The organism is Caulobacter sp. GSs2, assembly GCF_058680895.1.
On record NZ_JBZWJL010000003.1, the window covers coordinates 91,073 to 114,648 of the forward strand.

Annotated in this window: 18 protein-coding genes and 1 pseudogene; 8 read left to right on the plus strand and 11 right to left on the minus strand. The window is 62.3% G+C overall.

The features are described 5' to 3' along the window. Window positions 1-62: 62 nt before the first annotated feature. A pseudogene (locus tag ACW17Z_RS20290) lies at window positions 63-466 on the minus strand (rubredoxin). Window positions 467-633: 167 nt separating this feature from the next. Beyond that, the gene (locus tag ACW17Z_RS20295) at window positions 634-1,845 is read right to left on the minus strand and encodes an alkane 1-monooxygenase (protein ID WP_492058864.1); all 1,212 of its coding nucleotides are present in this window, start codon (window positions 1,843-1,845) and stop codon (window positions 634-636) included. 218 nt (window positions 1,846-2,063) lie between these two features. On the opposite strand from ACW17Z_RS20295, the gene ACW17Z_RS20300 reads away from it, so the two are divergent. Then, on the plus strand, window positions 2,064-3,293 hold the full coding sequence (locus tag ACW17Z_RS20300; RefSeq protein WP_492058865.1) for an NAD(P)/FAD-dependent oxidoreductase: 1,230 nt from the start codon (window positions 2,064-2,066) through the stop codon (window positions 3,291-3,293). Window positions 3,294-3,720: 427 nt separating this feature from the next. Continuing rightward, window positions 3,721-6,234: a helix-turn-helix transcriptional regulator gene (locus ACW17Z_RS20305; RefSeq protein ID WP_492058867.1), complete on the plus strand. Its 2,514-nt coding sequence runs from the start codon at window positions 3,721-3,723 to the stop codon at window positions 6,232-6,234. A gap of 363 nt (window positions 6,235-6,597) precedes the next feature. Here ACW17Z_RS20305 and ACW17Z_RS20310 read toward each other — a convergent pair whose 3' ends face one another. The 7 genes from ACW17Z_RS20310 to ACW17Z_RS20340 form a co-directional block, all read right to left on the minus strand. Continuing rightward, window positions 6,598-6,900 carry a hypothetical protein gene (locus ACW17Z_RS20310; RefSeq protein WP_492058868.1) on the minus strand — a complete coding sequence of 101 codons (303 nt, stop codon included), beginning with the start codon at window positions 6,898-6,900 and terminating at the stop codon, window positions 6,598-6,600. A gap of 40 nt (window positions 6,901-6,940) precedes the next feature. After that, window positions 6,941-7,459 (minus strand): hypothetical protein, encoded by a 519-nt coding sequence (locus ACW17Z_RS20315; protein WP_492058870.1) that lies wholly within the window; start codon window positions 7,457-7,459, stop codon window positions 6,941-6,943. A gap of 759 nt (window positions 7,460-8,218) precedes the next feature. Continuing rightward, window positions 8,219-8,695, minus strand: a complete 477-nt coding sequence (locus ACW17Z_RS20320; protein WP_242922513.1) for a DUF883 family protein — start codon at window positions 8,693-8,695, stop codon at window positions 8,219-8,221. A 55-nt stretch (window positions 8,696-8,750) separates the two neighbouring features. Beyond that, the gene (locus ACW17Z_RS20325) at window positions 8,751-9,356 is read right to left on the minus strand and encodes a hypothetical protein (RefSeq protein ID WP_242922515.1); all 606 of its coding nucleotides are present in this window, start codon (window positions 9,354-9,356) and stop codon (window positions 8,751-8,753) included. 110 nt (window positions 9,357-9,466) lie between these two features. Continuing rightward, window positions 9,467-12,754 (minus strand): efflux RND transporter permease subunit, encoded by a 3,288-nt coding sequence (locus ACW17Z_RS20330; RefSeq protein ID WP_242922517.1) that lies wholly within the window; start codon window positions 12,752-12,754, stop codon window positions 9,467-9,469. Then, complete coding sequence (locus ACW17Z_RS20335; RefSeq protein WP_242922519.1) at window positions 12,751-13,812, minus strand: efflux RND transporter periplasmic adaptor subunit; 1,062 nt, start codon at window positions 13,810-13,812, stop codon at window positions 12,751-12,753. The genes ACW17Z_RS20330 and ACW17Z_RS20335 overlap by 4 nt, the downstream gene beginning before the upstream one ends. A gap of 22 nt (window positions 13,813-13,834) precedes the next feature. Further along, window positions 13,835-14,428, minus strand: a complete 594-nt coding sequence (locus ACW17Z_RS20340; RefSeq protein WP_242922521.1) for a TetR/AcrR family transcriptional regulator — start codon at window positions 14,426-14,428, stop codon at window positions 13,835-13,837. A gap of 177 nt (window positions 14,429-14,605) precedes the next feature. Between ACW17Z_RS20340 and ACW17Z_RS20345 the strand changes: the two genes are divergently transcribed. The 3 genes from ACW17Z_RS20345 (at window position 14,606) to ACW17Z_RS20355 (ending at window position 17,005) form a co-directional block, all read left to right on the plus strand. Beyond that, window positions 14,606-16,054, plus strand: a complete 1,449-nt coding sequence (locus ACW17Z_RS20345; protein WP_492058873.1) for an efflux transporter outer membrane subunit — start codon at window positions 14,606-14,608, stop codon at window positions 16,052-16,054. A gap of 306 nt (window positions 16,055-16,360) precedes the next feature. Continuing rightward, a complete protein-coding gene (locus tag ACW17Z_RS20350; protein WP_242922525.1) occupies window positions 16,361-16,738 on the plus strand; it encodes a hypothetical protein in 378 nt (125 codons plus the stop codon). Between the two features lie 39 nt (window positions 16,739-16,777). Next, complete coding sequence (locus ACW17Z_RS20355; RefSeq protein WP_242922527.1) at window positions 16,778-17,005, plus strand: hypothetical protein; 228 nt, start codon at window positions 16,778-16,780, stop codon at window positions 17,003-17,005. A gap of 255 nt (window positions 17,006-17,260) precedes the next feature. Here the strand turns inward: ACW17Z_RS20355 and ACW17Z_RS20360 are convergent, their stop codons facing one another. After that, window positions 17,261-18,211: a LysR substrate-binding domain-containing protein gene (locus tag ACW17Z_RS20360; RefSeq protein ID WP_242922529.1), complete on the minus strand. Its 951-nt coding sequence runs from the start codon at window positions 18,209-18,211 to the stop codon at window positions 17,261-17,263. Window positions 18,212-18,305: 94 nt separating this feature from the next. On the opposite strand from ACW17Z_RS20360, the gene ACW17Z_RS20365 reads away from it, so the two are divergent. Together ACW17Z_RS20365 and ACW17Z_RS20370 are read left to right on the plus strand one after the other, a co-directional pair. After that, a complete protein-coding gene (locus ACW17Z_RS20365; RefSeq protein WP_492058876.1) occupies window positions 18,306-18,719 on the plus strand; it encodes a VOC family protein in 414 nt (137 codons plus the stop codon). Between the two features lie 22 nt (window positions 18,720-18,741). Next, complete coding sequence (locus tag ACW17Z_RS20370; protein ID WP_492059038.1) at window positions 18,742-19,743, plus strand: carbon-nitrogen hydrolase family protein; 1,002 nt, start codon at window positions 18,742-18,744, stop codon at window positions 19,741-19,743. 86 nt (window positions 19,744-19,829) lie between these two features. On the opposite strand, the gene ACW17Z_RS20375 is transcribed toward ACW17Z_RS20370, so the two are convergent. Further along, a complete protein-coding gene (locus tag ACW17Z_RS20375) occupies window positions 19,830-20,375 on the minus strand; it encodes a recombinase family protein (protein WP_492058878.1) in 546 nt (181 codons plus the stop codon). Between the two features lie 154 nt (window positions 20,376-20,529). On the opposite strand from ACW17Z_RS20375, the gene ACW17Z_RS20380 reads away from it, so the two are divergent. After that, on the plus strand, window positions 20,530-23,505 hold the full coding sequence (locus tag ACW17Z_RS20380; RefSeq protein WP_492058879.1) for a Tn3 family transposase: 2,976 nt from the start codon (window positions 20,530-20,532) through the stop codon (window positions 23,503-23,505). Window positions 23,506-23,576: the final 71 nt, after the last annotated feature.

A 23,576-nucleotide genomic window follows, 5' to 3' on the forward strand; every position in this document is an offset into this window, starting at 1 on the left:
TCTGCCCCCCCCCAGGAATTGCCGGACGGCCGAGCCGAAAGACGGTCGTCCACTCGGGTGGATCACCTATAAATTTCGTAGGCTTCCTTCGTCGCGCCGCAGTCAGGGCAGTACCAGTCGGTCGGGACGTCCGCCCAGCGGGTGCCGGGCGCCACCCCCGTGTCGGGATCGCCGAGCGCCTCATCGTAGATGTGACCACAGGTTACACAGTGCCATTTCGCGAATGGCTCAGCTTCCACCACTGCCCCCGACGGGTCTGGTTCCAGGCTGTCCCGTGTCATCGTTTTCTCTTGGCCACGGCTAAGCCTAGTGGAATGAAGTCTGGCTTTTCGCGCACCGCACAATCGGGGCAGGCCCAATCTTCGGGAATTTGCGCCCATGGCGTATGGGGCGGGAAACCCTCGTGGGCTTCCCCCTTCACCTCATCGTAGACGTAGCTGCAATCGGGACATTGATACCGCGCCATAGCGCCCAGTTCCTTTATGTACTTAATGTTTTGACAATGTCCGGGATAGACTGCTGGCGACGGTGCGATCATCAAGCATCCCATTGTTGGGACGCCAGCCCCGCCCGCGACCGTCAGCCGAGGAGGCTCGGTACGAGCCTCCTCGGGTCGCCGCCTAAGTCAGATGCCTACTCGACCGCTATCCGACCCGACTGACGGGAAGCCGCACCGAACTTGCGGTCGATCTGCTTCCTACGCGCGCCGTCGATCTGGATCTTGCTGAGATCCCCGCCGGCCCATGCCACGACGCGGCGATCCATAACGGTCCGGAATACGGGCGGGATCATCGCGATGAAGAACATGCCGGGGTAGCCGGTCGGCAACTCGGGCAGGCTGGGGAAGTCCCGGAGCGACTGGTAGCTGCGGGTCGGGTGGGCGTGATGATCCGAATGCCTTTGAAGATGGAACAGGATCAGGTTCGAAGCAATGTGATTGCTGTTCCAGGAATGCCGGGGCTGGGCGCGTTCATAACGACCATCCGCCATCTTCTGACGCAGCAGCCCATAGTGTTCGATGTAGTTCGCGCTGGTCAGCTGCCACCATCCGAAGGCGATCTGGATGGGCAAGAACACCAGCAGCTTGGGGTCGGGTCCGAACGCCAGCAAAAGGGAGGTGTAGAGAACCACGGTAATCAGCAGCGGCGGGATGATTTCGTTGTTCAGGCTCCAGACACCCTTGCCCACGCGCTCCAGCCGCACCTTTTCCAGATTCCAGGCGCGCTTGAAGGCACCCGGGATTTCGCGCAGCGAGAATTTATAGATGCTCTCACCCATCCTGGACGTAGCGGGATCTTCGGGGGTCGCAACGTCGCGATGATGACCCTTGTTGTGCTCGATGAAGAAGTGGCCATAGCCGACCACGGCCAGAACGATCTTGGCCATCCAGCGGTCGAAGGCTTCCTTCTTGTGTCCCAATTCATGGCCGGTGTTCAGCGCCAAGCCGTTGACGATGCCCAAGGACAAGGCAAGCGCGACAACCTCCCACCAGGCCATCGGCTGGGTCGCCACCCACCATGCCGAGACGATGAGCGAGGCATAATGCACGGGGACGGTAAGATAGGTGAGAACTCGATAATACCGATCCGCCTCGAGGCGCGCCACAGCCGCCTCCGGAGGATTATTCGGATCGTTCCCAAACAAGACGTCCAGAGCCGGAATGACGGCATACCAGACGACAAGCGTAAAGGCGTAAAACACGCCCAACCCTGTCATACTAACAAGGTAGAGGCCGATCAATGGCGCTGCCGGCCAGACGACCGACAACATCCATAGATAGCGTTTCCTGTCCACATAGCGATCTGGCGCGTTATCGGCGGACGGATTTCGTGCGATGGTGCTCATCCGGCGTTCTCCTCATCCCAATGAAGACACATTCACTGTGTTCTAAAATCGGTTCTAATTGACCGTTCCCAGCAAATGGGGTTCATCAAGGTCACGGAACAACCCCACTAAAGTGTGGTTTTTAACCTCCTTCGAGCCCCCTACTCTGAAACAGGCGCGCAGTCGCGGCTGGTGTCTGGAAGTCTGCACGAGGCGCTCGGTTTTGGAGAGGGGTTCCTATGAACCGATCGGACGCACATGTATTGATCCTTGGCGCAGGTCACGCCGGAGGAACGGCCGCCGCCCTGCTTCGCCAGTATGGATTCGAGGGATCCATCACCCTTGTGGGTGCGGAGCCCATCGCGCCCTACCATCGCCCGCCGCTGTCCAAGGCCTGGCTCAGAGACGGCTCCGGCGCAGTATCGCTCCCCTTGAAGCCGGCGGAGTTCTACGCCGGGCATGGCATCGACTTCCGGCCCGGTGTTCGCGCGGAAAAGCTGGCGCGCCAGACCAAGGCGGTGAGTCTGTCGACAGGTGAAGTTCTGACCTACGACTTCCTGATCATCGCCACGGGCGCGCGGCCGATAAAACTGCCGGTAGCGGGTTCGAACCTCGCCGGGGTGCTGGAGTTGCGCACGGCCGCCGACGCCGAACGGCTCAGGGCGGCCATCGGCCCCGGACTGAGGCTGGCCGTGATCGGCGGCGGCTATATCGGTCTGGAAGTCGCGGCGTCGGCGCGCGCGCTCGACGCGGAGGTGGTGGTGATCGAACGCGAGGCGCGGCTGCTCGCCCGGGTCGCCGGCCAGGAGCTTTCCGCATTTTTCCTCGACTACCACCGAAAGAGAGGCGTCGGCTTCGAACTGGGGGCGACGGTCTTAGGCTTCGAGGGGCGGGACGGACGCGTCACCGGCGTCAAGCTCGACGACGGCCGCACGATCGCCTGCGACGCCGCCCTGATCGGCGTCGGCGCCACGCCTAATGACGAGATCGCGCGGGACGCCGGGCTAGACACCGCCCGCGGCGTCATCGTCGATCTGGAAGCCCGCACCGCGGATCCGGCGATCTTCGCCATCGGCGATGTGGCCTGCCGGCCGATGCCCATCTATGATCGCATGTTTCGCATGGAGAGCGTGCCCAACGCGATCGAACAGGCCAAGCAGGCGGCCAGCGCCATCGTCGGCCGCGCGCCCCCGCCGGTCGAGACGCCATGGCAGTGGTCGGACCAGTACGATCTGAAGCTGCAGATCGCCGGCTACGCCTTCGACGTCGATCGCGTCCTTCTTCGCGGCGATCCCGCCACGGCCAAGTTCGCCCTCTTCCATCTGAAGGGCGATCAGATCCAATGCGTCGAGGCGATCAACTCGCCGCAGGATTTCATCTTCGGCAAACAACTGATCGCCAGTCGCAAGTCGGTTGACCTCGGCAAGCTGGACGACCCGGCTAAGGCCCTGACGGAGATCGCGACCTAACTAACACCCGGAGACAGAAATTTGGCGTCATGGACGCTGTCCTCAAACGCCGACGTGCTGCGAGAAAGGGTCTGCGGTCGGCCAGCCGGCCCATAGCCCACACTAAAGAGTGGCTCTGTTTTGCGCACGGGCGACCTGCTGCTATAGGTCCGCTCCAATGGCGCATGTAAAGGCAGACAAGGTAGCTACCAAAGTGCAAGGCATTCGAGCGGATGAGCCCGGTTCAGCTCATTCGCGAGAATCTGAAATGCGGCCCCAGGAGACCGCCCTGCCCCCGACAAAGTGCACACCTCCCACAAGCCCTATCAATGAGCGAGTGGCGTCGCTCGTCTCCGGACGCCTTCCGCGGCCTCGCCTCTTCGCCACCGATATGGCGACGCGCTGCCATCTTCTTCGCGCCCCTACTGGCTACGGAAAAAGTGTCGCAATGGCCCAGTACTGGGCCGAACAACGGCACGCCTGCGCTGCGACGGCATGGGTTTCGATCGAGCAATTCGGGCGCGATCCGCAACTGCTCGCGGAACCCATATACGAGCAGATATCTGCAACCAGCCAATCCGCCCTCCACAGCACGCCCCCATCACGGCTGAGGGAAAGGCCTAGCAACCTGCATGAACTCGCCGACTGGCTCGGGGAAATCAGGTATCCACCAGGATCGAAGATCCTCATCTGCCTCGACGATCTCGAGTTTGGTTGGCATTCGATCGACCAGATCGAGGATTTTATGCTCGCGGCTCCGGGCGAGGTGGAATTCATCGTGGCGACGTCGGCGGACGTCGGCTTTGCCCGAATGAAGGCCCGGCAGGCTGTCCGCGAGCTGAGGGGCGACGCACTGGCCTTCACATTCGACGAAGCGAAAGCGGTCGCTTGCCGTCGGGAAAGGCCAATAGTCTCAGAAACTGAAATTCATTCGCTTTGGAAGCGCACCGAAGGATGGCCCGAAATCTTCTGCTTATTGATACAAGTGGCGTCAGAAACCCAGGCCGCGACCGACCACCTTATAGCCGACCGTGTCACCGGTAGAGACATTGATCTGGATAGATATTTCAGGGGAACGGTACTGAATTCACTCACGAATGACATCCTGGACTTCTGTGTTTGCGCCTCAATTCTAGGATCGATATCGGCAGAATATTTCAACCATGTGTTTCGCAGAAACGATGGAGCTTTCTATATCGACATACTTTCCGCCGAGCATATGGTTTTGCGACCGCTGAACCGATCACAGACCGCGTACGAGTTCCATCCTTTGCTCCGCGAATTTCTCGAGCACAGATTTTCGGTGCAGCATGGCGGCATTGAGCCAAGCCTGCTCGCGCGCGCCGCTCAATGGCAAAGTCAAAAGAGCAACAGCCGCGAAGGTATCAGTCTTTCATTTCGCGCCGGCGAGAGCGAATCGGCCGCTGAGATCGCATCTGAAAACATGATGGATATTGCCCTTCGGCAGGGTGAGATAGATCTGATCCAATCATGGCAAGGCAGCTTTTCCGCTCCCGTCGTGTTCGGAGCGCCAACGATCGCCCTTGGCTTGGCGTGGTCCCAGATTTTTAGCCACGACCATGAGCGGGCGGCAGGGCTGCTGGCCGACTTGCGAGCGGTTGACCTAGAGTTTTTTGATCAACAAACACGACGAAAAGTAGAGTGTTGGCGCGATCTCGTTGCCGCCATTGGCATGGCGACCGCCGATAACTTGATTGAAAGCCGGCTTCAATGTGAAGCTTGGGTAAAGCTCCATGGCGACGCGGATCTCGTCTGCAAGGGCGCCATCCTCACATGTCTTTGCTTCATCGCGGGGAGCGAGCACCGATTTGATGATCAAATTAAATTAACCTTTGACGCAACTTCGATAAACAACATAGCCGATCATCGCTATGCCCTGGGCTGGCTTCACAGTGCTACAATTTATTCGGCCCTCGCGAAGGGCGACGTGCGTTCGGGCGCCGAGTTATTGCGAATGGCGAGAAAGGATGAGAACGCAAACATCAACAGCACGCCATTCTCTGCAAATCTCTTGAACACCCTGGAACTTGAAATTCAATACGAGGCCAACAGACTAGACGGCATAAATATACGCATCGACGACATTCTTGAATTTGTGCGACAGCATGGCGTTGTCGATTTTATATTCTCGGCTTATCGCACCGCTGCGGCAATTGACCGCAACAATGGCGATCTAAAGGGCGCTATCGGGCGTCTTCAAGAGATGCGCGTGATAGCGGGGGAATTCGGCTTTTTGCGGCTTGAGGTTCTCGCGCGGTTGACGCTCGCGGATTTGTTCGTTGTGGAGCGCGCGGAGAAGGCGTCCGCCATATTGCCGAACCGCAGCGACCCCATCTTTCTCACGTCTCACGGTCCGTATCTCAGGGCACGACAATCGCTGACGGAGGCTCGCATTGCAGCACGATCCGGAAGGTTCCACCTCGCTAACCGACTTGCGAACGTTGCTTTGGACCACGCACGACGCTTCGAACTGGGTAGACTCGAGATTTCCGCGCTGCTCTGCACCGCCCTTGCCTACGCAGGGACAGAAAGGCCGACCATCGCCGAGCAGCGTGCGGCAGATGCGGTCGATATCGCCTCCCGCTCCGGGTGTTATCGCACGTTGCTTGATGAGCGGGAGTTTCTAGAGGCATTCGGGTCGATCTCGGCGCCGCTGTTGAACCTAATTCCGACCGAGTCGGAATTAGGGCACCGGGAGCCCGGGCCGGGCGACCGTAACGTTCGTTCGCCAAACGGCGAGATTTCTATTGTTCTTACAAGGAAGGAACTAGCGATGATTCAAAGAATCAAAGAAGGATTCTCAAATCGTGATATAGCTGAGAAGCATCGTATAAGTGAGGACACTGTTAAATGGCATATTCGCAATATATTTTTGAAGCTACAAGTCAAGAACAGGGTTCAAGCGCTTCTAAAAGCTGAACAGATCGGCATCCTGCGGTGAATATAATATTATCGCAGTATGATCATTCCGACCAATGCGCTTTTCTGGATGCAATGCCCCGCCGAATTTCCTCATGCCATGAACGGTCCGAAAATCACGCAAGCGAACACGCATCGCACCGATAGTGACTGGACGGAACAACAGGCGGAGACATTGTCGTAGGGCCGCCTACGGGGCCCGCGCACTGAGGAATAGCGCTCGCTACCATCCAATCGCATCACGCCAGATGTCATGTTACACCCTTGAGGTGCCCCGTGCTCTCGCACGGCGGAACTTACCATCGTCCAGCACCAGAGGAGCGGGGCCGTTCGCCAGAAGAGCGGCCGCGTTGCAAACTTGGTACCCCTCCGGTGAAGCTTTCAATTACCCACATCGTCGGTGCGTACCGATTGAGATGCCGAAGGCGATGTCATTGAGGCGGGTTAGGCCTCGCCAGACGACCATGTTTCCGGGCGGCGGGTCGTGGTTTCGGGCAAGGTAGCCGCCGAGCATTGCGATCTGGAGCAGATAGGTCGCGAGGGTTCTGCGGAGGATGCGCGGCTTGGTGCGCGCCGCGTCGATGGCGTCAAGGGTCGCAATTTCAGCAGAGGTGAGGACTGCCTCCGGCTCCGCCTCGGGATTTGCCCTTGCCGACATGGTGATGAAGAAGATGCGCCAACTGACCATCGCAACGAGGGCGAGGAACTTAGTCAGCCGCTCGGCGGTCTCAAGCCCTTGCCTCTTCGGCGCGGCAGCCCGATTTCATCATCTTATGGAACACCTCAACCTTCCAGCGCAGGGCATACCATTCGAGCTTTTCAACCGCGGTGGCGAGGTCATCGACAGGCAGATTGGTCACCAGCTTCCAGTCGATTGGAGGACGGTCTGCCGGCGGGTCGATCTCAAGGGCGTGGATATAGGTGAGTGGCTGAGGACTATATCGCTTCTGCTTGCCAATGGGCGGCAAGGTCTCGATGGCGGCAAACTTTACGTGGACGCACGCGGTCTCCCCCTGTCCGATCGTAACAAAATGGCGTCCCGCCCAGGGCGCGGTCGAGAGCTGGGTGAAGACCCGATGCGCCCTATCCTGCGGCTCGGCGCCGGCAGGCGCGGTGGCCAACCGATTGGTCTGCACCCGCACCACAAATCGAGTGCCGAGATCCTGCGCCAGACAAAAGAGTTCGTAGATGTCGCTCTCGCGGTCAGCCACATGTACGCAGCGTTCTGGAGTGCCGATGAGCGACATTGATTGGCGCAGGTTCTCTAGCCAAGCGATAGCTTTCCTTCGTCTCTATCTGTCCCTATCGGCACGCGGGTGGGGTTCACATGGCGCTTGAGTGCCTGGGTCCCCTTGAATTTCGTGCGTGTCCAGAACTTCGCCGCCGTCAGCCCGAGCGGCGTTCCGCTGATGGTCACGGCCAGGCTCGCGTGCATCAATACCCCGCACAAGGTCACCGTGTTGGGCTGACCTGCTTTATAGCCCCCGGCGTTGATGGTCTTGGTGAAGCCGACCTTGCCTGGCTGCGCGCGGCTGTAGATGAACTCGGTGGTGTCCTGCAGGATGAGGATTGGTCCCTCGCTCGCTCGCTACGGCGCCATGGGGAAGGCGCGCGTCGCGAGCGGCTCCGCTACCGCCGGGGAGCTACACCACCATCTGGGACACGACCCCGTCTGTCCGGCAGCCCCGCCGAAACGACTTCGTCGTCATGCCAGCCTGCGTCGCCGGCTACCGTGTTCCCGCTCATATGTGACCCTCCGCGAATCGGCGTCACAGACAGAATCACAGAAGATTCAATGGGGGCAAATCTCGTCCAGAGAGATGTGGGTAACTGAAAGCTTCACCGGAGGGGTACCAAACTTGGTGTCCCGAACCCGCATCGAATACCATTCGAGGATCGCCTTCGGACGAGGCGAGCGCCGCATATTCAACAATGATCGCGCGAATGCGGTCACTTGGGTCAAAGACGCTGCGGAGTGATCCCGATCGGGCCGGGGCATGAAGCAACTAATTGATAAGATCTTTGGCCTCCCTGGCCATTTTCCCCACCGCATCCAGTGCTTTGACAGCCGTCTCTCTGGCTGCCGCCGCCGCTTTCCGAGCCGCATCTCTCGCGGCTTCAGCAGCGTGCTTCGCGGCGTCCTTGCCAAACTCGGCCGCCTTTTGGACTGCTTCCTCGGCCTTCTGGGCTGCCTCCCCGGCAGCTTCAGAAGCTTTGTTGGCGGCTTCCGAGGTCGCCAACGCAGACGCAACCACGGCTGCGCGGAAGGTTTCGGCGGTCGCGTCCATAAGCGTCGTTTCCGCCTCGGCAAGTCGATCCTGGGCCGCCTTCAGGTTTGCCTGAAGGCGCGCGCGCAAGTCCGTGACCTTCTCTTCCGCTTGATCGGCGGTGGCATGCAAAAGCGCCTCGGCATCGGCGACGATAAGCTTCACATCAGCCATCAGTTTATCTTGGATCGTAGTGGGGCGGTTGGATTCGGACATGGGAAACCTCTCGATCAGCGATTTGAGGAAAAGTATAGATTTCTACGGGGCCTCTTCACCCAGCCTTGGCCGATTCCTCTTTGGCAGCTTCCTCGGCCTTTCGAGCCGCCTCCCTAGCGGCTAGGGCCGCCTTATCGGCGGCTTCGACGGCCTTTCGGGCGGCCTCCCTTGCCGCAGCCACAGTCTGGGCCGAGGCGTCCAGCCGGGCCTCAGCCGCTGTCTTGGCCGCGTCCGCCGTCCGGGCGGAAGCTTCTTCAGCCGCCTTCGCCGCAGTCCCTGCCGCCTCGGATGCGGCTTGCGCGGCGACTCGTGACTCCGCGCCCGCCTGGCGGTGGGCTTCTTTCGACTGACGGGCGGCAAGCGCGGCGGCGGTCTGCGCGTCCTGGGCCGCCTGCACCGCCGCAGCCCATGCTTCCGAGGAAGCTACGCTGACCGCCTTGCGCGTCCTTTCAGCATTGCGAGTCGCTGTCTCGACCGCCGCCTGCGTCGCCGTTCGCGCCTTCTCGGTGGTCGCCTTGGCGCTCAAGGCTGCCTTGTCGAATTCACTACGCGCACCTTCCGCAGCTTGTTTGGCGGCCTCCTCAGGCTTCTTGGCCTGACAGCCCGCGCTTGCGAAGACGCCGATCATCGCAGATACGGTCAGCAGCTTCTTGAGCATCATGGTCCTGCGTCTCCGGTGAATTCAGGGCTTTTTGCGTATCGGGTTTCGTCGTCACGGTCTTTGCGCCAAATCAAAAATAGCTGAGCGGGGGGAAGTCTTTCCCGCACAGTTCATTCACTGAGCGCAGCGCCTTTTGGGCGGCGCACTGCGTTCAGCTGGTAGAGGATGGGCACAACGAACACGGTCAGGGCCGTGGACACGAGCGTCCCGAAGATCAGCGAAATGGCGAGACCGCCGAAGACGGGATCGCTCACCATGATCGCCGACCCAAGGACGATGGCGAGGGTCGTCAGGATGATCGGGCGCAGCCGGACGGCGCCAGCCATGCGGACCGCCTCGTCCAACGTCATGCCCTGCTTCAAATTCTCCTGGATGAAATCGACAATCAGCAGCGAGTTTCGAATCACCACCCCCGACAGGGCGATGATCCCGATGATGGACGTGGCCGAGAAGTCGACCCCAAGAAGCCAGTGGCCCGGAAAGATTCCGATGATCCCGAGCGGAACGGAGGACATGACGATCATCGGAATCAGGAATGACCGATAATAGGCCACCAACAACAGATAGACCGCAGTCAGGGCGACGCCCAGGGCGACGATCATGTCGCGATAGATATCGAGGGTCATGCGCATCTCGCCATCCCACAGCAATTGATAGCCGTCGATGGTGTCGGGCGCCCGGGGGTTGAAACTCAGGTTGCCGGTCGTAAGCGGCTGCCCGTCGGGCCCGTTGATGCCGGAAAGGCGCCGGTTCAGATCGAGAACGGCATAGAGCGGTACGCTTTGCGACAACTCGCCCCCGACAAAGGCGACGCGTTCGTTATCCTTGCGCTGGATCGGCCGATCGGCGGTCGAAGATGAGACTTTCACCAGCTCGGACAAGGCCACGGGCTGACCCGACGTGTTGTTCACGAACAGGCCGTCCAGTTTTGTCGGATCGACGGCGTGTCGACGCGGGACATAGGCGCGAATATCGACCGGGTTGCGCTCGTCGGCCGGGTGCGCCCGCCCGACCAGGTCACCGCCATAGACGAGCCGCAGCAACTCGGCGATCTGCGCCACAGAAACGCCCGAGAGGGCGGCCTTTTCCCTGTCGGGCACCAGCACCTGCTCGACCACGTCGACAGGTTCGGTGTTCGAGATGTCCACCATGTCGAACGTCCTGGCGAACTCCGTCTCGACCTTGGTCGACAGGCGCCTCAGTCCCTCGGACTCTGGTCCGTATATCTCGGCCAGCACCGTCGCGCGCACCGGCGGCCCTGGAGGATCCTCGACCAGACGGACGCGCGCACCAGGGTAGCTGGCCCGGATCTCGTCCACCTTCGGCCGCATCGCCCGCACGATCTCTATGGAGCTCAGGCGCCGTGCATGCTTGTCGACGAGATTGACCCGGATCTCGGCGACATCGCCGCCCCGCCGGTCGGCGGTGCCCTGCAGCAGACCGTTGAAATCGACGACCCCCGATTGTCCGATCCAGCTTTGATAGTTGGTGACGTTCGGATTGGTGGAGAGCAAGCGGCCGATTTCACGGACCATTCGGTCGGTTTCCTCGACGGGGGTGGTTTCCGCCATGCTGATGACGATGTTGAAGGTGTTCTTGTTGTCCTTCGGCATGAAGCCGAGCGCGACACCGAGCGGCGAGACTGCGCCGCTGACGCCGGAAGGACGGATGAACTGCCAGGCGCCCTGGAGTGACGAAACGAGGATCAAGGCGAAGATGGCCAGGGCCAGCCCCCGACGGGCCCGTCGGTTGAATTGGAGCGGACCGATCAGGCGCAGATAGAGGCGCTGCATCCAATCGCGATGACCATGGCCGTGGCCATCGTCGGGCTCGCCACCATCAGCTGCGGGATGACGGCGGAGCCAGCGATTGGCCGCCCATGGCGTCACGATATAGGCCACGACGATCGAACCGGCCATGGCGATGGGGACGTTGTAGGCGACGGGATAGAAATAGTCCCCCGCCATGCCTGTCACGAGAAAGAGCGACCCGAACACCAGCATCACCGCCAAGGTGGCTAGATTGGTCGCGTTGCCAATCTCGTTGGTGGCCAGGATCGTCGCCTGTTGCTTGGTCAAGGATGAGGCGGAGTTATAGTGCCGGTGAATGTTCTCGATGACGACGATGGCCGCGTCGACCAGCAGGCCAAGGGCAAGGATGAGGGCAAAGAGCGTCACCCGGTTGATGGTGACGCCGCCGAAATAGTCCGCGGCGAGCGTGATCGAGAAGATCAGCGGCACGGTCAGCGTCACGATCAGCGCTTCACGCCAGCCCAGGAACAGCACCATGATCAGGCTCACCGTGAACAACGCGATGGCCAGATGCTCGATCAGAACATTGACGGCGGCGTCGGCCTTCTTCCCGTCATCGCGGGTCACGACGACATGGATACCCTTCGGCACAAAGGATTGCTGCATCCGATCTATTCGATCGACGACGCTCCTGGAGACGAGAACCGCATTGGCGCCCTTCTTCTTGGCGACGGCGATGGTCACCGCCGGCATTTCCCCCGTGCCCGCATGTCGGGCGCGCGTGTCGGCGGAACCGAAGGCGAACCGGCTCAGCGCCGTGATTTCGATGGGAGGGCCGTCGGTGACGATGGCGACGTCGCGCACATAGACCGGTCGGCTGGCGTGGACCCCGACGACCAGATCGCGCACGTCATCGACAGACGCGAACGCGCCGCGCAGCTGGACCGTCTCGACCTTGCCGTTGCGCAGTGGCCCGGATAGCGGTGTGGACAGGTTGTTGGCGGTGATGGCCGCATAGGCCTGCGGCAGCGCGATGGAGAAGGCGACAAGCCGTTCAGGATCGAAAGCGACGCCGATCTCCCGGTCACGGCCTCCGCGAACGCTGACGACGGAAACATCGGGCAGGCTTCGCAGACGCTCGGCCATGCGATCGGCGACGCGCTTGAGCCCATAGTCGTCATAGGCGTTGGACGCGAGCGTGACGGTGACAACTGGAACGTCGTCGGCATCCACCGCCCGGATCGTCGGAATCCCGGCGCCCGCCGGTAGGCGTTCGCGGTTCGCCATCACTCGATTGTAGAGTTTGACGAGGGAATCCTCCGGGGATTCCCCGACCTTGAATTGCACCTGCACCGCGCCCAGCGAATTGCGCGCGACGCCGTATGTATGGTCCACGCCGGACATCTCGCTGAGAATGCCTTCGAGAGGACCGACAATCAGCTGATCCACCTCTTGCGCCGAAGCACCCGGCAGCGCGACGGTGACAACCGCGCCAGGGACGACGATTTGCGGGTTCTCTTCGCGCGGTGTCAGCGCAACGGCGAAGACGCCAGCCATCAGGACGCCGACGATGAAGACGATCGTCAACTTGGATGTGATGAAGCTGCTGGCCAGCCGCCCCGCCAGATTCAGCCGAGGAACACTCATCGCGTTCGCGGCCCCTGAACCAATCTCGCGCCGTCACGCACAGAAGCATCGGCGCGAGCCAGGATCGTCTCGCCGCCCACCAGGCCCGAGGCGATCTCGACGTATCCGTCCGCCTCCTTGCCCGTCCGCAACCACCGGAAGGCGACGCGGCCGTCCTTCCCAACCACGAAAACACCGATCAGTCCCCCGCGCTCGACGATGGCGCTGGCCGGGACCCGGGGCGATTGCCTTCGGCCGGTCACGAGCCGGGCGCGGCCGAACATGCCCGGCATGAGACCGGGGTCCGGCGGCAGTGCGATATCCACCTCATAGCGCCGCGTTGTGGTATCGCCCGACGGTACGATGCCACGCACGACGCCGCTCAGGGTGCGGTCGCCGAGGCCGTCGAGGCGCACCTCGATCGGCGCATCGACGGCAATGCGCCGGACATCGGCTTCCGGCACAAACATCTTGAACAGCAGGCGGCGACGCGCCTCCACGGTGACGAGCGTGCGCCCGGGCGTCGCCAACTCTCCGGCTTGTCCGGACTGGGCGACAATAACCCCGTCGATCGGGCTGGCGATCGTGACATAAGACCGCTGGGCCTCGGCGGCGCCAAGCGCGGCCTGCGCCCTGGCGACCGTCGAGCGCGCGACGTCACGCCGCAAGCTGGCGCCACGGAACACATCTCTCGATATCGCACCCGTCTGCGCCAGCGGTTCCTGAGCGACGACATCCTCTTCGGCGTGGGCAAGGTCGGCCTGGGCGGCTGAAAGACCGGCGCGCGCTTGTCGTATCGCTTCATCGATCTCTCTGGCGTCGATCCGCGCCAGCACCTGGCCTCGCCGGACGGATTGGCCTTCATGAACGGCGATCAGGAGCACATAACCGGTGACGCGCGAGGAAATATCGACCCTGTCGTCCGATGTGACGGCGCCGGGAATGGCGTCGAAATCGGGCAGATCGGCGCGCTGGACCACTGTGGTCGGCAGACGCACCGCCGACGGTTCCCGATCGACTGTTTTCCCGTGTTCTCCGCAACCGGCCAGCATCGTCAGCGCCAGGCCAAGCGCCGGCAAGGTCCGCCTCTTCGCATGATCCCTAAAGGGCATCGGATTGGTCCTTGAGCGCGCGCTGCAGGGTGGAAAGAACATGTGCGGCGATGATTTTCGGATCGGCGTGATCAGCGTGGCCGCTGGACAGATATGGAAGAATGCGCGCCATCTGGACGTGCCCGATGATGAGGGCGATGACGGACGCCGTCGTCAGGGCTGAGTTCTTGTCAGGCGAATAGGCTGAGACGATCCCGTCAATCAGCGAGAACGGCTTGTCGAAGACCGCTCTCGAGAGGCGCGCGACTCTTTCCATATCGCCGTCGATCAACTCGCGCAGCATCAGTTGCGTAAATATCAGATCATTAAACAAGAGCGTCACGAACCACTCGACAAAAACCTGCAACTTATACTCCGGAGAAGAAGTCGTTTTGAACAAATCATCCAGAGGTGACATTCTTGTAACCAGGACATGCGCGAGCGTATCCTCGACCAGCTGCGCCTTGTCTCGAAAATGGTAGTATAGGTTAGCCTGTGTCATCGAGACTTCGGCGGCGACATCACGCATGGAGACGGCGGAATAACCGTCCGCCGCATAGAGCCGAGCGGCGGCATCGAGAATTGCGGTACGCGTGTCGGTCAATCCGACATCCCCTTGTTGAACGGCCGTTAAGTCGATAACTATCTGCCCGTCACAGCGTTGTCTAGGCCGCAGATTCGGTGTCGTCAGATTGGCTGGCGGTCCCGAGCCGAACCGAAGCCGGGATGTGACGCCGTTCAGCGGACCTCGCGCGCAAGTGTGCGGTCGCCAAGCAAAGAGATGCCCATGCGCACCTATTGGCTCTTCGCCCTGCTTCCTGTGCTGTCCGCCTGCACGGTCGGTCCCGACTATGTCGGCCCACCGGACAAGGGGATTTCATCCCGCTTCGTGCGCATGGGGGACACCGCCGTCATCGCAACGCCTCTCGTTGCCCGGTGGTGGGAGACGCTGGATGACCCTATCCTTGACGGAATTGAAGAGCGGGCGCTGCGTGCAAATCCGAACATGGCGGCTTCCCAGGCCCGCTTGCGTCAAGCGCGCGCCATGCTGCGCATCGAGCGAGCCAACGCGGCGCCGAACGTCGTCGCCGGTGCGCTGGCTGGCCATGGCCGCGTTCCAGAGAGCGGCTCCGGCGCTGCCGGCGCCATGATCCCGGCTCTGGTCGGAACCGAGGAGAGTTCCTTTGATCTATATACCGCCGCCTTCGACGCCAGCTGGGAGATCGACCTGTTCGGCGGGAGGCGGCGCAGCAGCGAAGCCGCGACAGCGACCGCGCAAGCCGCTGAGGCCACTTTGGCTGACGCGCAGGTGAGCCTGACCGCCGAGGTCGCCCATGCCTATATCGGCCTTCGAGCCACACAGACGCGGATCGCGTTGGCGCGACGGTCGGTGGAACTCCAGCAGCAGATGCTCGACCTCACGCGCCAGCAGTTCGAAAGGGGCGTCGCTTCCGCGCTCGATGTCGAACGGCTCAGCATGCAGTTCGAGACCGCCAATGCCAGGATGGCGCCACTCGTGGCCCAGGCCGAGGGCTATATGAACGCCCTCGCCTTGCTCTGCGGAGAGCAGCCGGGCGCCCTTGATGCAATGCTCGATCCGCCCCGCCCGGCGCCGCTGCCGCCCGCCGCCTTTGCCATCGGCGATCCGGAAGCCATGCTCAGGCGGAGGCCCGACGTGCGCGCCGCTGAGCGCCGGCTCGCCGCCGATACCGCTCGGATAGGGGTCGCGGAAGCCGCCAGGTTTCCGCGACTCAGTTGGATGGGCGTCATCGGGATCGGCGGTACGCAACCTTCCGACTTGACGCATCTCGATGATTTCGTCGCGTTGGGCGCTCCGACATTGCAGTGGAGCATACTCAGTTTTGGTCGCGTGCAAGGGCAGATCAGGCAGCGCGAGTCGGCGCGTGACGAAGCCGAAACCCTGTATGACGCGGCGGTCCTCGGGGCATTACGAGACGCGGAAGACGCCTTGGCGCGGTTCCGAGCCGGTCGTGCAACCGTCGCGATTCTCGCGCGGGCGAAGGCGTCCGCCGATCGGTCAGCCAATTTGACGCAGCAGAACTACCGAGCCGGCAGGGCATCGCTCATCGATGCGCTCGGCGCAGAGCGACATCGGATCGATGCTGAGGACGGTCTCTCCGCGGCCACGGCCGGTTTGACGGCAGACTATGTCGCGCTTCAGAAGGCGCTGGGCCTCGGATGGCTCGACGGGGGAGTATCTGCCGGCTGAACACAGGGCTCGATGCAAGTCGCGGCGAGGATCGCTATCACCTCCGTCGCCATTGGTAACCTTGGGCATAATCTTTCGGCACGTCGATCATGTTGGGCGCTCATAGCTCACGAGCGCCGGTTCGATCAATATGCTCGGGAAGGCGCCGGCGGGCGACGGTCGTGGCCCGGCTCGTCGACCTCGAATGGCGTTTCAACGACGCGGCCGTCGACATGTTCGACAACATGGTGGGCTCGCTGACTCGCCAGGGGTCGTCGCAGCGCCGAGCGGAAATATCAGGCCAGCAGTCGCGAGGTCGCTCAGCTCATGCGGCTGTTCAGCGGCGTCATCGAGGCCGTCGATCAGGCGCTGGCGGCTGGCGGCGACGCCATCGACCGGTTCGAAGCCCAGGTGGGCTGGGCTAAGCTCCTCGAGGCCAAACCGAAAGTCGCTGCACTGGCCACCTTCGCAGCCGAGGATCTTCTGGTCAGCGCGGCGGATCGCTACGGGGTGCTCCTACGATTTGCGTCGACGTTCTTTGAGCATGAGCGATTCAAAGCCGGGACCGCCGCCGCGCCGCCGCTGAAATCGCTGGCCATCCTGCGGGACCTCAATAGGACAGGCCGGTGCGAAATCCCCGCCGATGCGCCCCTCCCGTTCGCTTCAAAGCGCTGGAAGCAGCTGGTGAAGCCTGGGCGCGGCTAGATTTCCAGGCGCCTTTAGGAGACTGCGGCACTCGCGACCTTGCACGACCGCCTCAAATCCGGCGATGCCTGGGTCAAGGGCTCGCGGGCCTACAGGCGGTTCGGTGACTATCTGCTTCCCAAGGACGAGGTCGCCGCCGAAGCCAAAGATCTGCCGGTGAACGTCGAGCTCAGCGGCTATTTGGCGGAACGGGCAAGCTTGCTTGATCAACGGCTGGTCGGCTTCGCGCGGCTCCTGCGCCGGCCGCGGATTAAGCGCGGGCATTAAAGACGATAATCGCACATCAGGCACTTTTTATATAAATAAGGTGCTTGACCCGAGCGCGTGAGGGTCTCAATCGTGGGGTAGCCCGGCATTCGCGGGCGTTCGGCATCAGGAAGGGGTCACGCCATAGAACGGGCAGGAAAACACGCTAAGCGGACAAACCATGAACGTTGCGCCTGCCGCGTTGGCGTCGAATGTATTATAGTGGTCAACTGACCGACCGGCGGGTGTTCGATAGGCCGAAACAAAATCAGCCGGTCATCCGTGCAAAATGACCTCAGCGCGGGCCGCCTGCTCGCCGAGCCAGTCCACGAAGGCCGCAACCACGGGTCTCGTGAGGGCGCTGGGGCTCGCCACGGCGGCGTAGACGGCTCCGGTTGCCCAGGCTGGCGCCGGCGCGACGAGACGCCCGGATGCGAGATCCGCCGCGACGAAAAGATCCGGCAGGAGGGCCAGGCCCGCCCCCGCTCGGGCCGCCTCCAGTAACATGAAAAAATGCTCGAGTTCGAGCCTCATGGGCGGGACGTCGCCGGGAATCTCAACCCCTGTCGCCTGCGCATAGGCGCGCCAGGCGTCGGCGCGGGTCGTGTGCGCTAGCCGCGGCGATCGCCAGATATTCGCCGGCTGGTCCAATCCATAGGCCTCGGCGAAGGCGGGCGAGCAGACCGGCGTCATCGTTTCCTTGGCCAGACGGCGCACGGACAACGATCGCCAGCCGCCGCGCCCCCAGGTCAGGACCACGTCGACCGTAGATGGATCCCAGTTGACCGGATCCTTGTGGGCGTCCGCAAAATCCGCGTCGATTATGACCATCGACACGGCGACAGCTGGGTGGGCTGCCAGGAAGCTCGGTATTCTGGGTGCGAGCCACAGCCCTCCGATGGATGGCAAAGCGCCGACGCGGATTGAACCGGCGATGGAACCGCTAAGATCCGCCCGCATGCGCTCGATCAGGTGCATGGCCTCGCCGGCGGCTTCGGCGAGGCGTAACCCATCACCCGTTATCGCGATGGCGCGACCGCGGCGGGAGAACAGCGCGACGCCTAATCCGCGTTCCAGCGTAGTGATGCGACGCGACAGCGCACTCTGCGTCACGCCCAATTCTCGCGCCGCTCGGGTGAGGCTTCCGAGCCTGGCCGCCGCCTCGAAAGCCGGGAGAGCGGAGAGCACCTGAGCATCGCTCAGGTTCTGCAATGGATCGCTTTTCATGAGTTTTGGTCATGTATGACTGAATAGACACGAGCTATATCATGCGCTTTGACCAGCCTAAAGCTTACCGCGCAAATCCAAATCGAGTGAGTTCATGCGCCCATTCCATCTCGCGTTCACCGTCCATAACCTGGCTGTTGCGCGCGCCTTCTATGGGGAGCTGCTGGGTTGCCCCGAGGGGCGCAGCGCCGAGACCTGGGTCGATTTCGATCTCTATGGCCACCAGATCGTGGCTCATCTGGACCCGGACAAGACTTTGGCGGAGGTCCACAACCCTGTTGATGGTCACGACGTGCCGGTCCCCCACTTCGGCGTGGTGCTGGAGATGGGGCCGTGGGAGGCGCTGGCCGAGCGTCTGACGGCGGCCAGCGTCCACTTTCTCATCGAGCCCCACGTGCGATTCAAAGGCCAACCGGGCGAACAGGCGACGCTGTTCTTCCTGGACCCATCCGGCAATGCGCTGGAGTTCAAGGCATTCGGCAGCGATGCCGCCTTGTTCGCGACCTAGGCCCTGGCGGAAAGGCATGACTATGGAAATCCTCCGAACCAAAGCGTCCGAATCCGGGAGAGACCAAGACGTCCTCGTCATCGGCGTCGCCCAGATTGCGCCGGTGTGGTTCAAGCGGACCCGGACCCTTGAAAAAGCATGCGCCGCTGCGGAGCTGGCGGCGGCGCAGGGATGCCGTCTTGTCGTCTTCGGCGAAGCCCTGGCCCCCGGCTATCCGTTCTGGATCGAGCGAACGGACGGCGCCCGTTTCGACAACCCAAAGCAGAAGGCGATATTCGCCGAGTATCTCGATCAGGGCGTGGTGATCGAGCGCGGCGATCTCGAACCGCTCCAGGCGGTCGCCCGGCAGCATGGCTTGTCGATCTATATCGGCGTGATGGAGCGCGCGCCCGACCGGGGCGGCCACAGCCTTTATTGCAGCCTCGTCTATATCGACGCCGAAGGCCGCATCGGCTCGGTTCACCGCAAACTGCAGCCGACCTACGAAGAGCGTATGGCATGGGCTCAGGGCGACGGCCATGGCTTGCGCGTGCACGATCTTGCGCCTTTTCGCGTGGGCGGCCTGAACTGCTTCGAAAACTGGATGCCGCTCTCGCGGGCCGCCCTTTATGCGCAGGGCGAAGACCTGCACATCGCAGCGTGGCCAGGCGGCCTACACAACACCCAGGACCTGACCCGCTTCATCGCCCGCGAAGCCCGGGGATTTGTCGTGTCGGTGTCAGGCCTGATGCGACCCCAGGACTTTCCCGCCGACACCCCGGCGCTGGCGGAGATACTGGCCAACAGCGGGCCGTTTCTGGCCAATGGCGGATCGGCCATCGCCCTTCCGGATGGTCGCTTCCTGGTCGAGCCCATCATTGACCGCGAGGTGCTAATCGTCGCCGAATTGGACCACGCGCTGGTGCGCGGGGAACGGCAGAACTTCGATCTCGCCGGGCATTATGGCCGGCCAGATGTGACCCGCCTCACCGTTGACCGTCGTCGTCAACGGATAGCGGACTTTCTTGACGAGGGTGACATCTGATCCGGTGTGCTCGGCACGGGTGAGCCACCAGTTCATTTTTGGCCTCATAGACATCGCCCATTCATTTGGTCGAACGAAGAAAGGCCTCAACGTCGTACCGCTCCCTTTAGCGTTTTCGGGTGTACCCGAAAAAGCCGGGCGACCTCGGAAGCCGGCCGATCATCCTGCAGCATTTTCTCCGCCTCCCTGATCTGGGCGCCGGTTAGCTTCGGCGGTCGCCCGAGGTGGCGACCGGCGCGCTTGGCCGCATCGATGCCGCCGCGCTGGCGCTCGCGCGTTTGCTCCCGCTCCAGTTCGGCCAGGGCCGCAAAGGTCTGAGCGATGAAGCGGCCGATTGGGGCGGAATAGTCGAGCCACGGCATATCCAGAATCCGGACGAGGACGCCTCGCCTCTGCTGCTCGTCGAGAAGGACAACTAATTCGCCGGCGCGGCGACCGAGCCGATCCAGGCTCTTCACGACAAGTTCGTCGCCGGCCGTCAAACGCGCCAGCAGAGCGATCAGCCGGTTTCGCGCTTTCACCCCGCTTTCGATCTCCTCGATGACCTCGGCGCAGCCGGCGTCGGCCAGCGCCGCGCGCTGGCGGTCGAGGTTCTGGTCGTCGGTCGAAATCCGGGCGTAGCCGTAACGCATTTTTGTCTAGGACCTTTCGTCCATGACAATGCACTGAATTTGTTAGCGCCGGGAAGAGTGGAAAAAAGGTGGACCTTTTTTCCACCTGTGGACGGCGCGCGAGTTACGGTTCTGGCACCAAAACCTCAACGCAACTGGATTGGGACCGCCTGCCATGCCGCGCCGCCATGTCATCACCGATGCCCAGTTTGACCGCTTGCTCGCCTTGCCCACGGAGGAGGCTGACCTCATTCGATACTACACGCTCAGCCAGGAGGATCTGGGCGTGATCGCCCGACGTCGTCGGCCGCAGAACCGCCTTGGCTTCGCGCTTCAACTCCGCGCCCTTCGCTATCCCGACCGACTTATCCGCCCAGGTGAAACCGTGCCGATGGAAGTCGCGCGCTTTCTCGGCGAGCAGCTCGATGTCGATCCCGCCGCGATCGGCGACTATGCGACACGTCCCCAGACCCGATACGATCAACTCGACACATTGCGGGAGCTCTTCGGATTTCGGGGTTTTGCCCAGCCCGATCATCGGACGCTGTCAAAATGGCTGCTGCCGATCGCCATGACGACGGTGAAGCCGGTTTCGGTTGCTGAGGCGCTCATGGTCGAGCTGCGGCGGCAAGGGATCGCAGCGCCCGGCGTCACCGTCATTGAAAGAATGGTGGCGACGGCGATGCTCGGCGCGGAACGGATGGTCGCGGAACAACTTACCAGTGACCTGTCGGAATCCCAGCGCAGGTCCTTGGACGCTCTTCTGAACATCCACGACGAAACCGCGCTCAGCACCTTGGCATGGGCGCGTCAGTCACCCGGCGCCCCAAGCTTTCGGTCCTTGGCGCGCCTGATTGAACAGCTTGATCATCTGCGCCAGATCAAGCTCGAACCCGACGTCAGGGCGGCCATTCATCCAGACCGGGTAAAGCAGCTTGCGCAGGAGGGCACGCGCCTGACAGCTCAACATCTTAGGGCGCTGTCGCCAGCCCGGCGTCGCGCCACCCTGTTGGTGACCGTGCTCGAAACGACGGAGCGCCTGACTGATGACACCATTGGCGTCTTTGATCGTCTGATCGGTCGGCTGTTTCGCCGCGCGGAACGGCGGGCCTCGACAGAACTGCAGCGCAACGCGCGGACCATCAATGAGAAGGTTCGATTGCTCACCAAGATCGGTGGGGCTCTGATCGACGCCAAGGAATCCGGGCAAGATCCGTTCGACGCGATGGCGAAGGTCATGCCTTGGGACGAGTTCGTCGATATGATCAAGGAGGCGAAGACCCTCGTTCGGCCTGATGGACCGGACTATCTGGCGCTAGCGGAACGCAGCCGTGGCCTCCTGCGTCGGATCGGGCCGCTGTTCCTGGGGTCCTTCACGTTTCAGGGCGTTGCCGCCGTCAGCAGCCTGGTTCGTGCGATCGAGATGCTGCGCTCCTTCTACGCTGGCAATCGGCGCACTCTGCCCAAAGATCTCCCGACCGGGTTTATCCGCCGCGGATGGCGCCAGGCCGTGATGCCGGGCGGGAAGATCGACGGGGCGGTCTACGAGCTTTGTTTCTTCGCCGAATTACGGGATCGACTCCGTGCCGGCGATATCTGGGTCACCGGCAGCCGACAGTATCGCGCCGTCGAGGACCAGCTCATCGCAAAGCCGCTGTTCGCAGCGATGAAGGAGGCTGGCCCGCTGCCCATCTCGGTGCCGCCCGATTGCGCCAGCTACCTGCAACAGCGGTGGGATCTTCTCAATGAACGGCTGCAGTTGGTCGCCGGCAAGGCAGCAAAGGATCAGCTGGAAGATGTTCGACTGAGCGGCTCATCGCTCAAAATCACCCCACTCCAAGCCGTGACGCCGGAGGCGGCCGAACGTCTCGCCGACCGCTTGTGTGGGCTTCTGCCCAAGGTCCGCATCACCGACCTGCTCAGCGAGGTCGCGGGATGGACCGGCTTTAGTGAGTGCTTCACCCATCTTCGATCCGGCCTTCCATTCGAGGATCGCAGGGTGATCCTAACCACGGTACTGGCCGACGCCACCAATCTGGGCCTGACTGGCATGGCTGAGGCCTGCTCGGTCGCAACCTACAAACAGCTGGTGTGGACCGCCGGCTGGCATCTGCGCGAAGAAACCTACGGCCGCGCACTTGCGCGGATTGTAGCCGCACAACAGGCTGATCCGCTGGCCTCCACGTTCGGCGAGGCCACCACCTCAAGCTCGGATGGCCAGCACTTTCCCCTGGGTGGGCGCGGAGAATCCACAGGAGCCGTCAACCCGCACAAGGGGAGCGGCCCGGCGATCAGCTTCTATACCCACATCTCTGGCCGCTACGCGCCCTACTATAGCAAGCCGATCTCGGTCGCGGATGGCGAAGCGCTCCATGTCCTGGACGGTCTGCTTTACCACGGTGCCGACCTGAGCGCCGCCGTCCACCACACCGACGGCGGCGGCGTTTCCGACCATGTATTCGCGCTCTGCCACCTCCTGGGCTTTCGCTTCGCGCCGCGCATCCCCAATCTCCATGACCGTCGGCTCTATACCTTTGGAGCCGCCGCCCAATGGCCAGCGCTGGAGCCTTTCATCGCGGGCCGGATCGACGAGGCGCTAATCCGGGCTCATTGGGACGACATCCTCCGATTGGCGACATCGGTCAGAATCGGCGCCGTGGCGGCGTCGCTGATGTTGCGGCGGCTGGGTTCCTATCCACGCCAGAACGGCCTTGCCCTGGCGCTTCGCGAGGTCGGCCGGATCGAGCGGACCCTATTCACGCTCGATTGGTTGCAGGATCCGGCGCTGCGACGCCAGGCCACGGCGGAATTGAACAAAGGCGAGTCCCGCAACGCGCTCGCCCGCGCCGTTTGCTTCCATCGCCTCGGCCGGGTCCGTGACCGTACCCGCGAAACTCAACAGCACCGGGCCAGTGGGCTCAACCTGGTCGTGGCGGCGATCATTCTGTGGAACACCGTCTATCTCGGGCGCGCCGTTGAAACGCTGCGTCGCCAGGGCGAGATCATTCCGGACAATCTGCTGGGCCACCTGGCACCCCTGGGCTGGCAGCATGTCAACCTCACCGGGGACTATCTTTGGGGGGCAGCAGCCAGTCCGGGGCCCGCTGAATTCAGGGAACTCCGGACGGTGATCGAGGGCCTCGCAGCCTAACGTTCACCATTTGTCCGCTTAGCGCGGTTTTCTGCCCGTTCTATGGCGTCACCCCTACAGGGGCCCCGTAG

Bases quoted from the DNA above. Each gene is read 5' to 3' on its own strand.
- ACW17Z_RS20295 (WP_492058864.1), bottom strand. From the start codon at position 1,845: ATGAGCACCATCGCACGAAATCCGTCCGCCGATAACGCGCCAGATCGC.
- ACW17Z_RS20300 (WP_492058865.1), top strand. From the start codon at position 2,064: ATGAACCGATCGGACGCACATGTATTGATCCTTGGCGCAGGTCACGCC.
- ACW17Z_RS20305 (WP_492058867.1), top strand. From the start codon at position 3,721: ATGGCCCAGTACTGGGCCGAACAACGGCACGCCTGCGCTGCGACGGCA.
- ACW17Z_RS20310 (WP_492058868.1), bottom strand. From the start codon at position 6,900: ATGGTCAGTTGGCGCATCTTCTTCATCACCATGTCGGCAAGGGCAAAT.
- ACW17Z_RS20315 (WP_492058870.1), bottom strand. From the start codon at position 7,459: ATGTCGCTCATCGGCACTCCAGAACGCTGCGTACATGTGGCTGACCGC.
- ACW17Z_RS20320 (WP_242922513.1), bottom strand. From the start codon at position 8,695: ATGTCCGAATCCAACCGCCCCACTACGATCCAAGATAAACTGATGGCT.
- ACW17Z_RS20325 (WP_242922515.1), bottom strand. From the start codon at position 9,356: ATGATGCTCAAGAAGCTGCTGACCGTATCTGCGATGATCGGCGTCTTC.
- ACW17Z_RS20330 (WP_242922517.1), bottom strand. From the start codon at position 12,754: ATGAGTGTTCCTCGGCTGAATCTGGCGGGGCGGCTGGCCAGCAGCTTC.
- ACW17Z_RS20345 (WP_492058873.1), top strand. From the start codon at position 14,606: ATGCCCATGCGCACCTATTGGCTCTTCGCCCTGCTTCCTGTGCTGTCC.
- ACW17Z_RS20350 (WP_242922525.1), top strand. From the start codon at position 16,361: ATGCGGCTGTTCAGCGGCGTCATCGAGGCCGTCGATCAGGCGCTGGCG.
- ACW17Z_RS20360 (WP_242922529.1), bottom strand. From the start codon at position 18,211: ATGAAAAGCGATCCATTGCAGAACCTGAGCGATGCTCAGGTGCTCTCC.
- ACW17Z_RS20365 (WP_492058876.1), top strand. From the start codon at position 18,306: ATGCGCCCATTCCATCTCGCGTTCACCGTCCATAACCTGGCTGTTGCG.
- ACW17Z_RS20370 (WP_492059038.1), top strand. From the start codon at position 18,742: ATGGAAATCCTCCGAACCAAAGCGTCCGAATCCGGGAGAGACCAAGAC.
- ACW17Z_RS20375 (WP_492058878.1), bottom strand. From the start codon at position 20,375: ATGCGTTACGGCTACGCCCGGATTTCGACCGACGACCAGAACCTCGAC.
- ACW17Z_RS20380 (WP_492058879.1), top strand. From the start codon at position 20,530: ATGCCGCGCCGCCATGTCATCACCGATGCCCAGTTTGACCGCTTGCTC.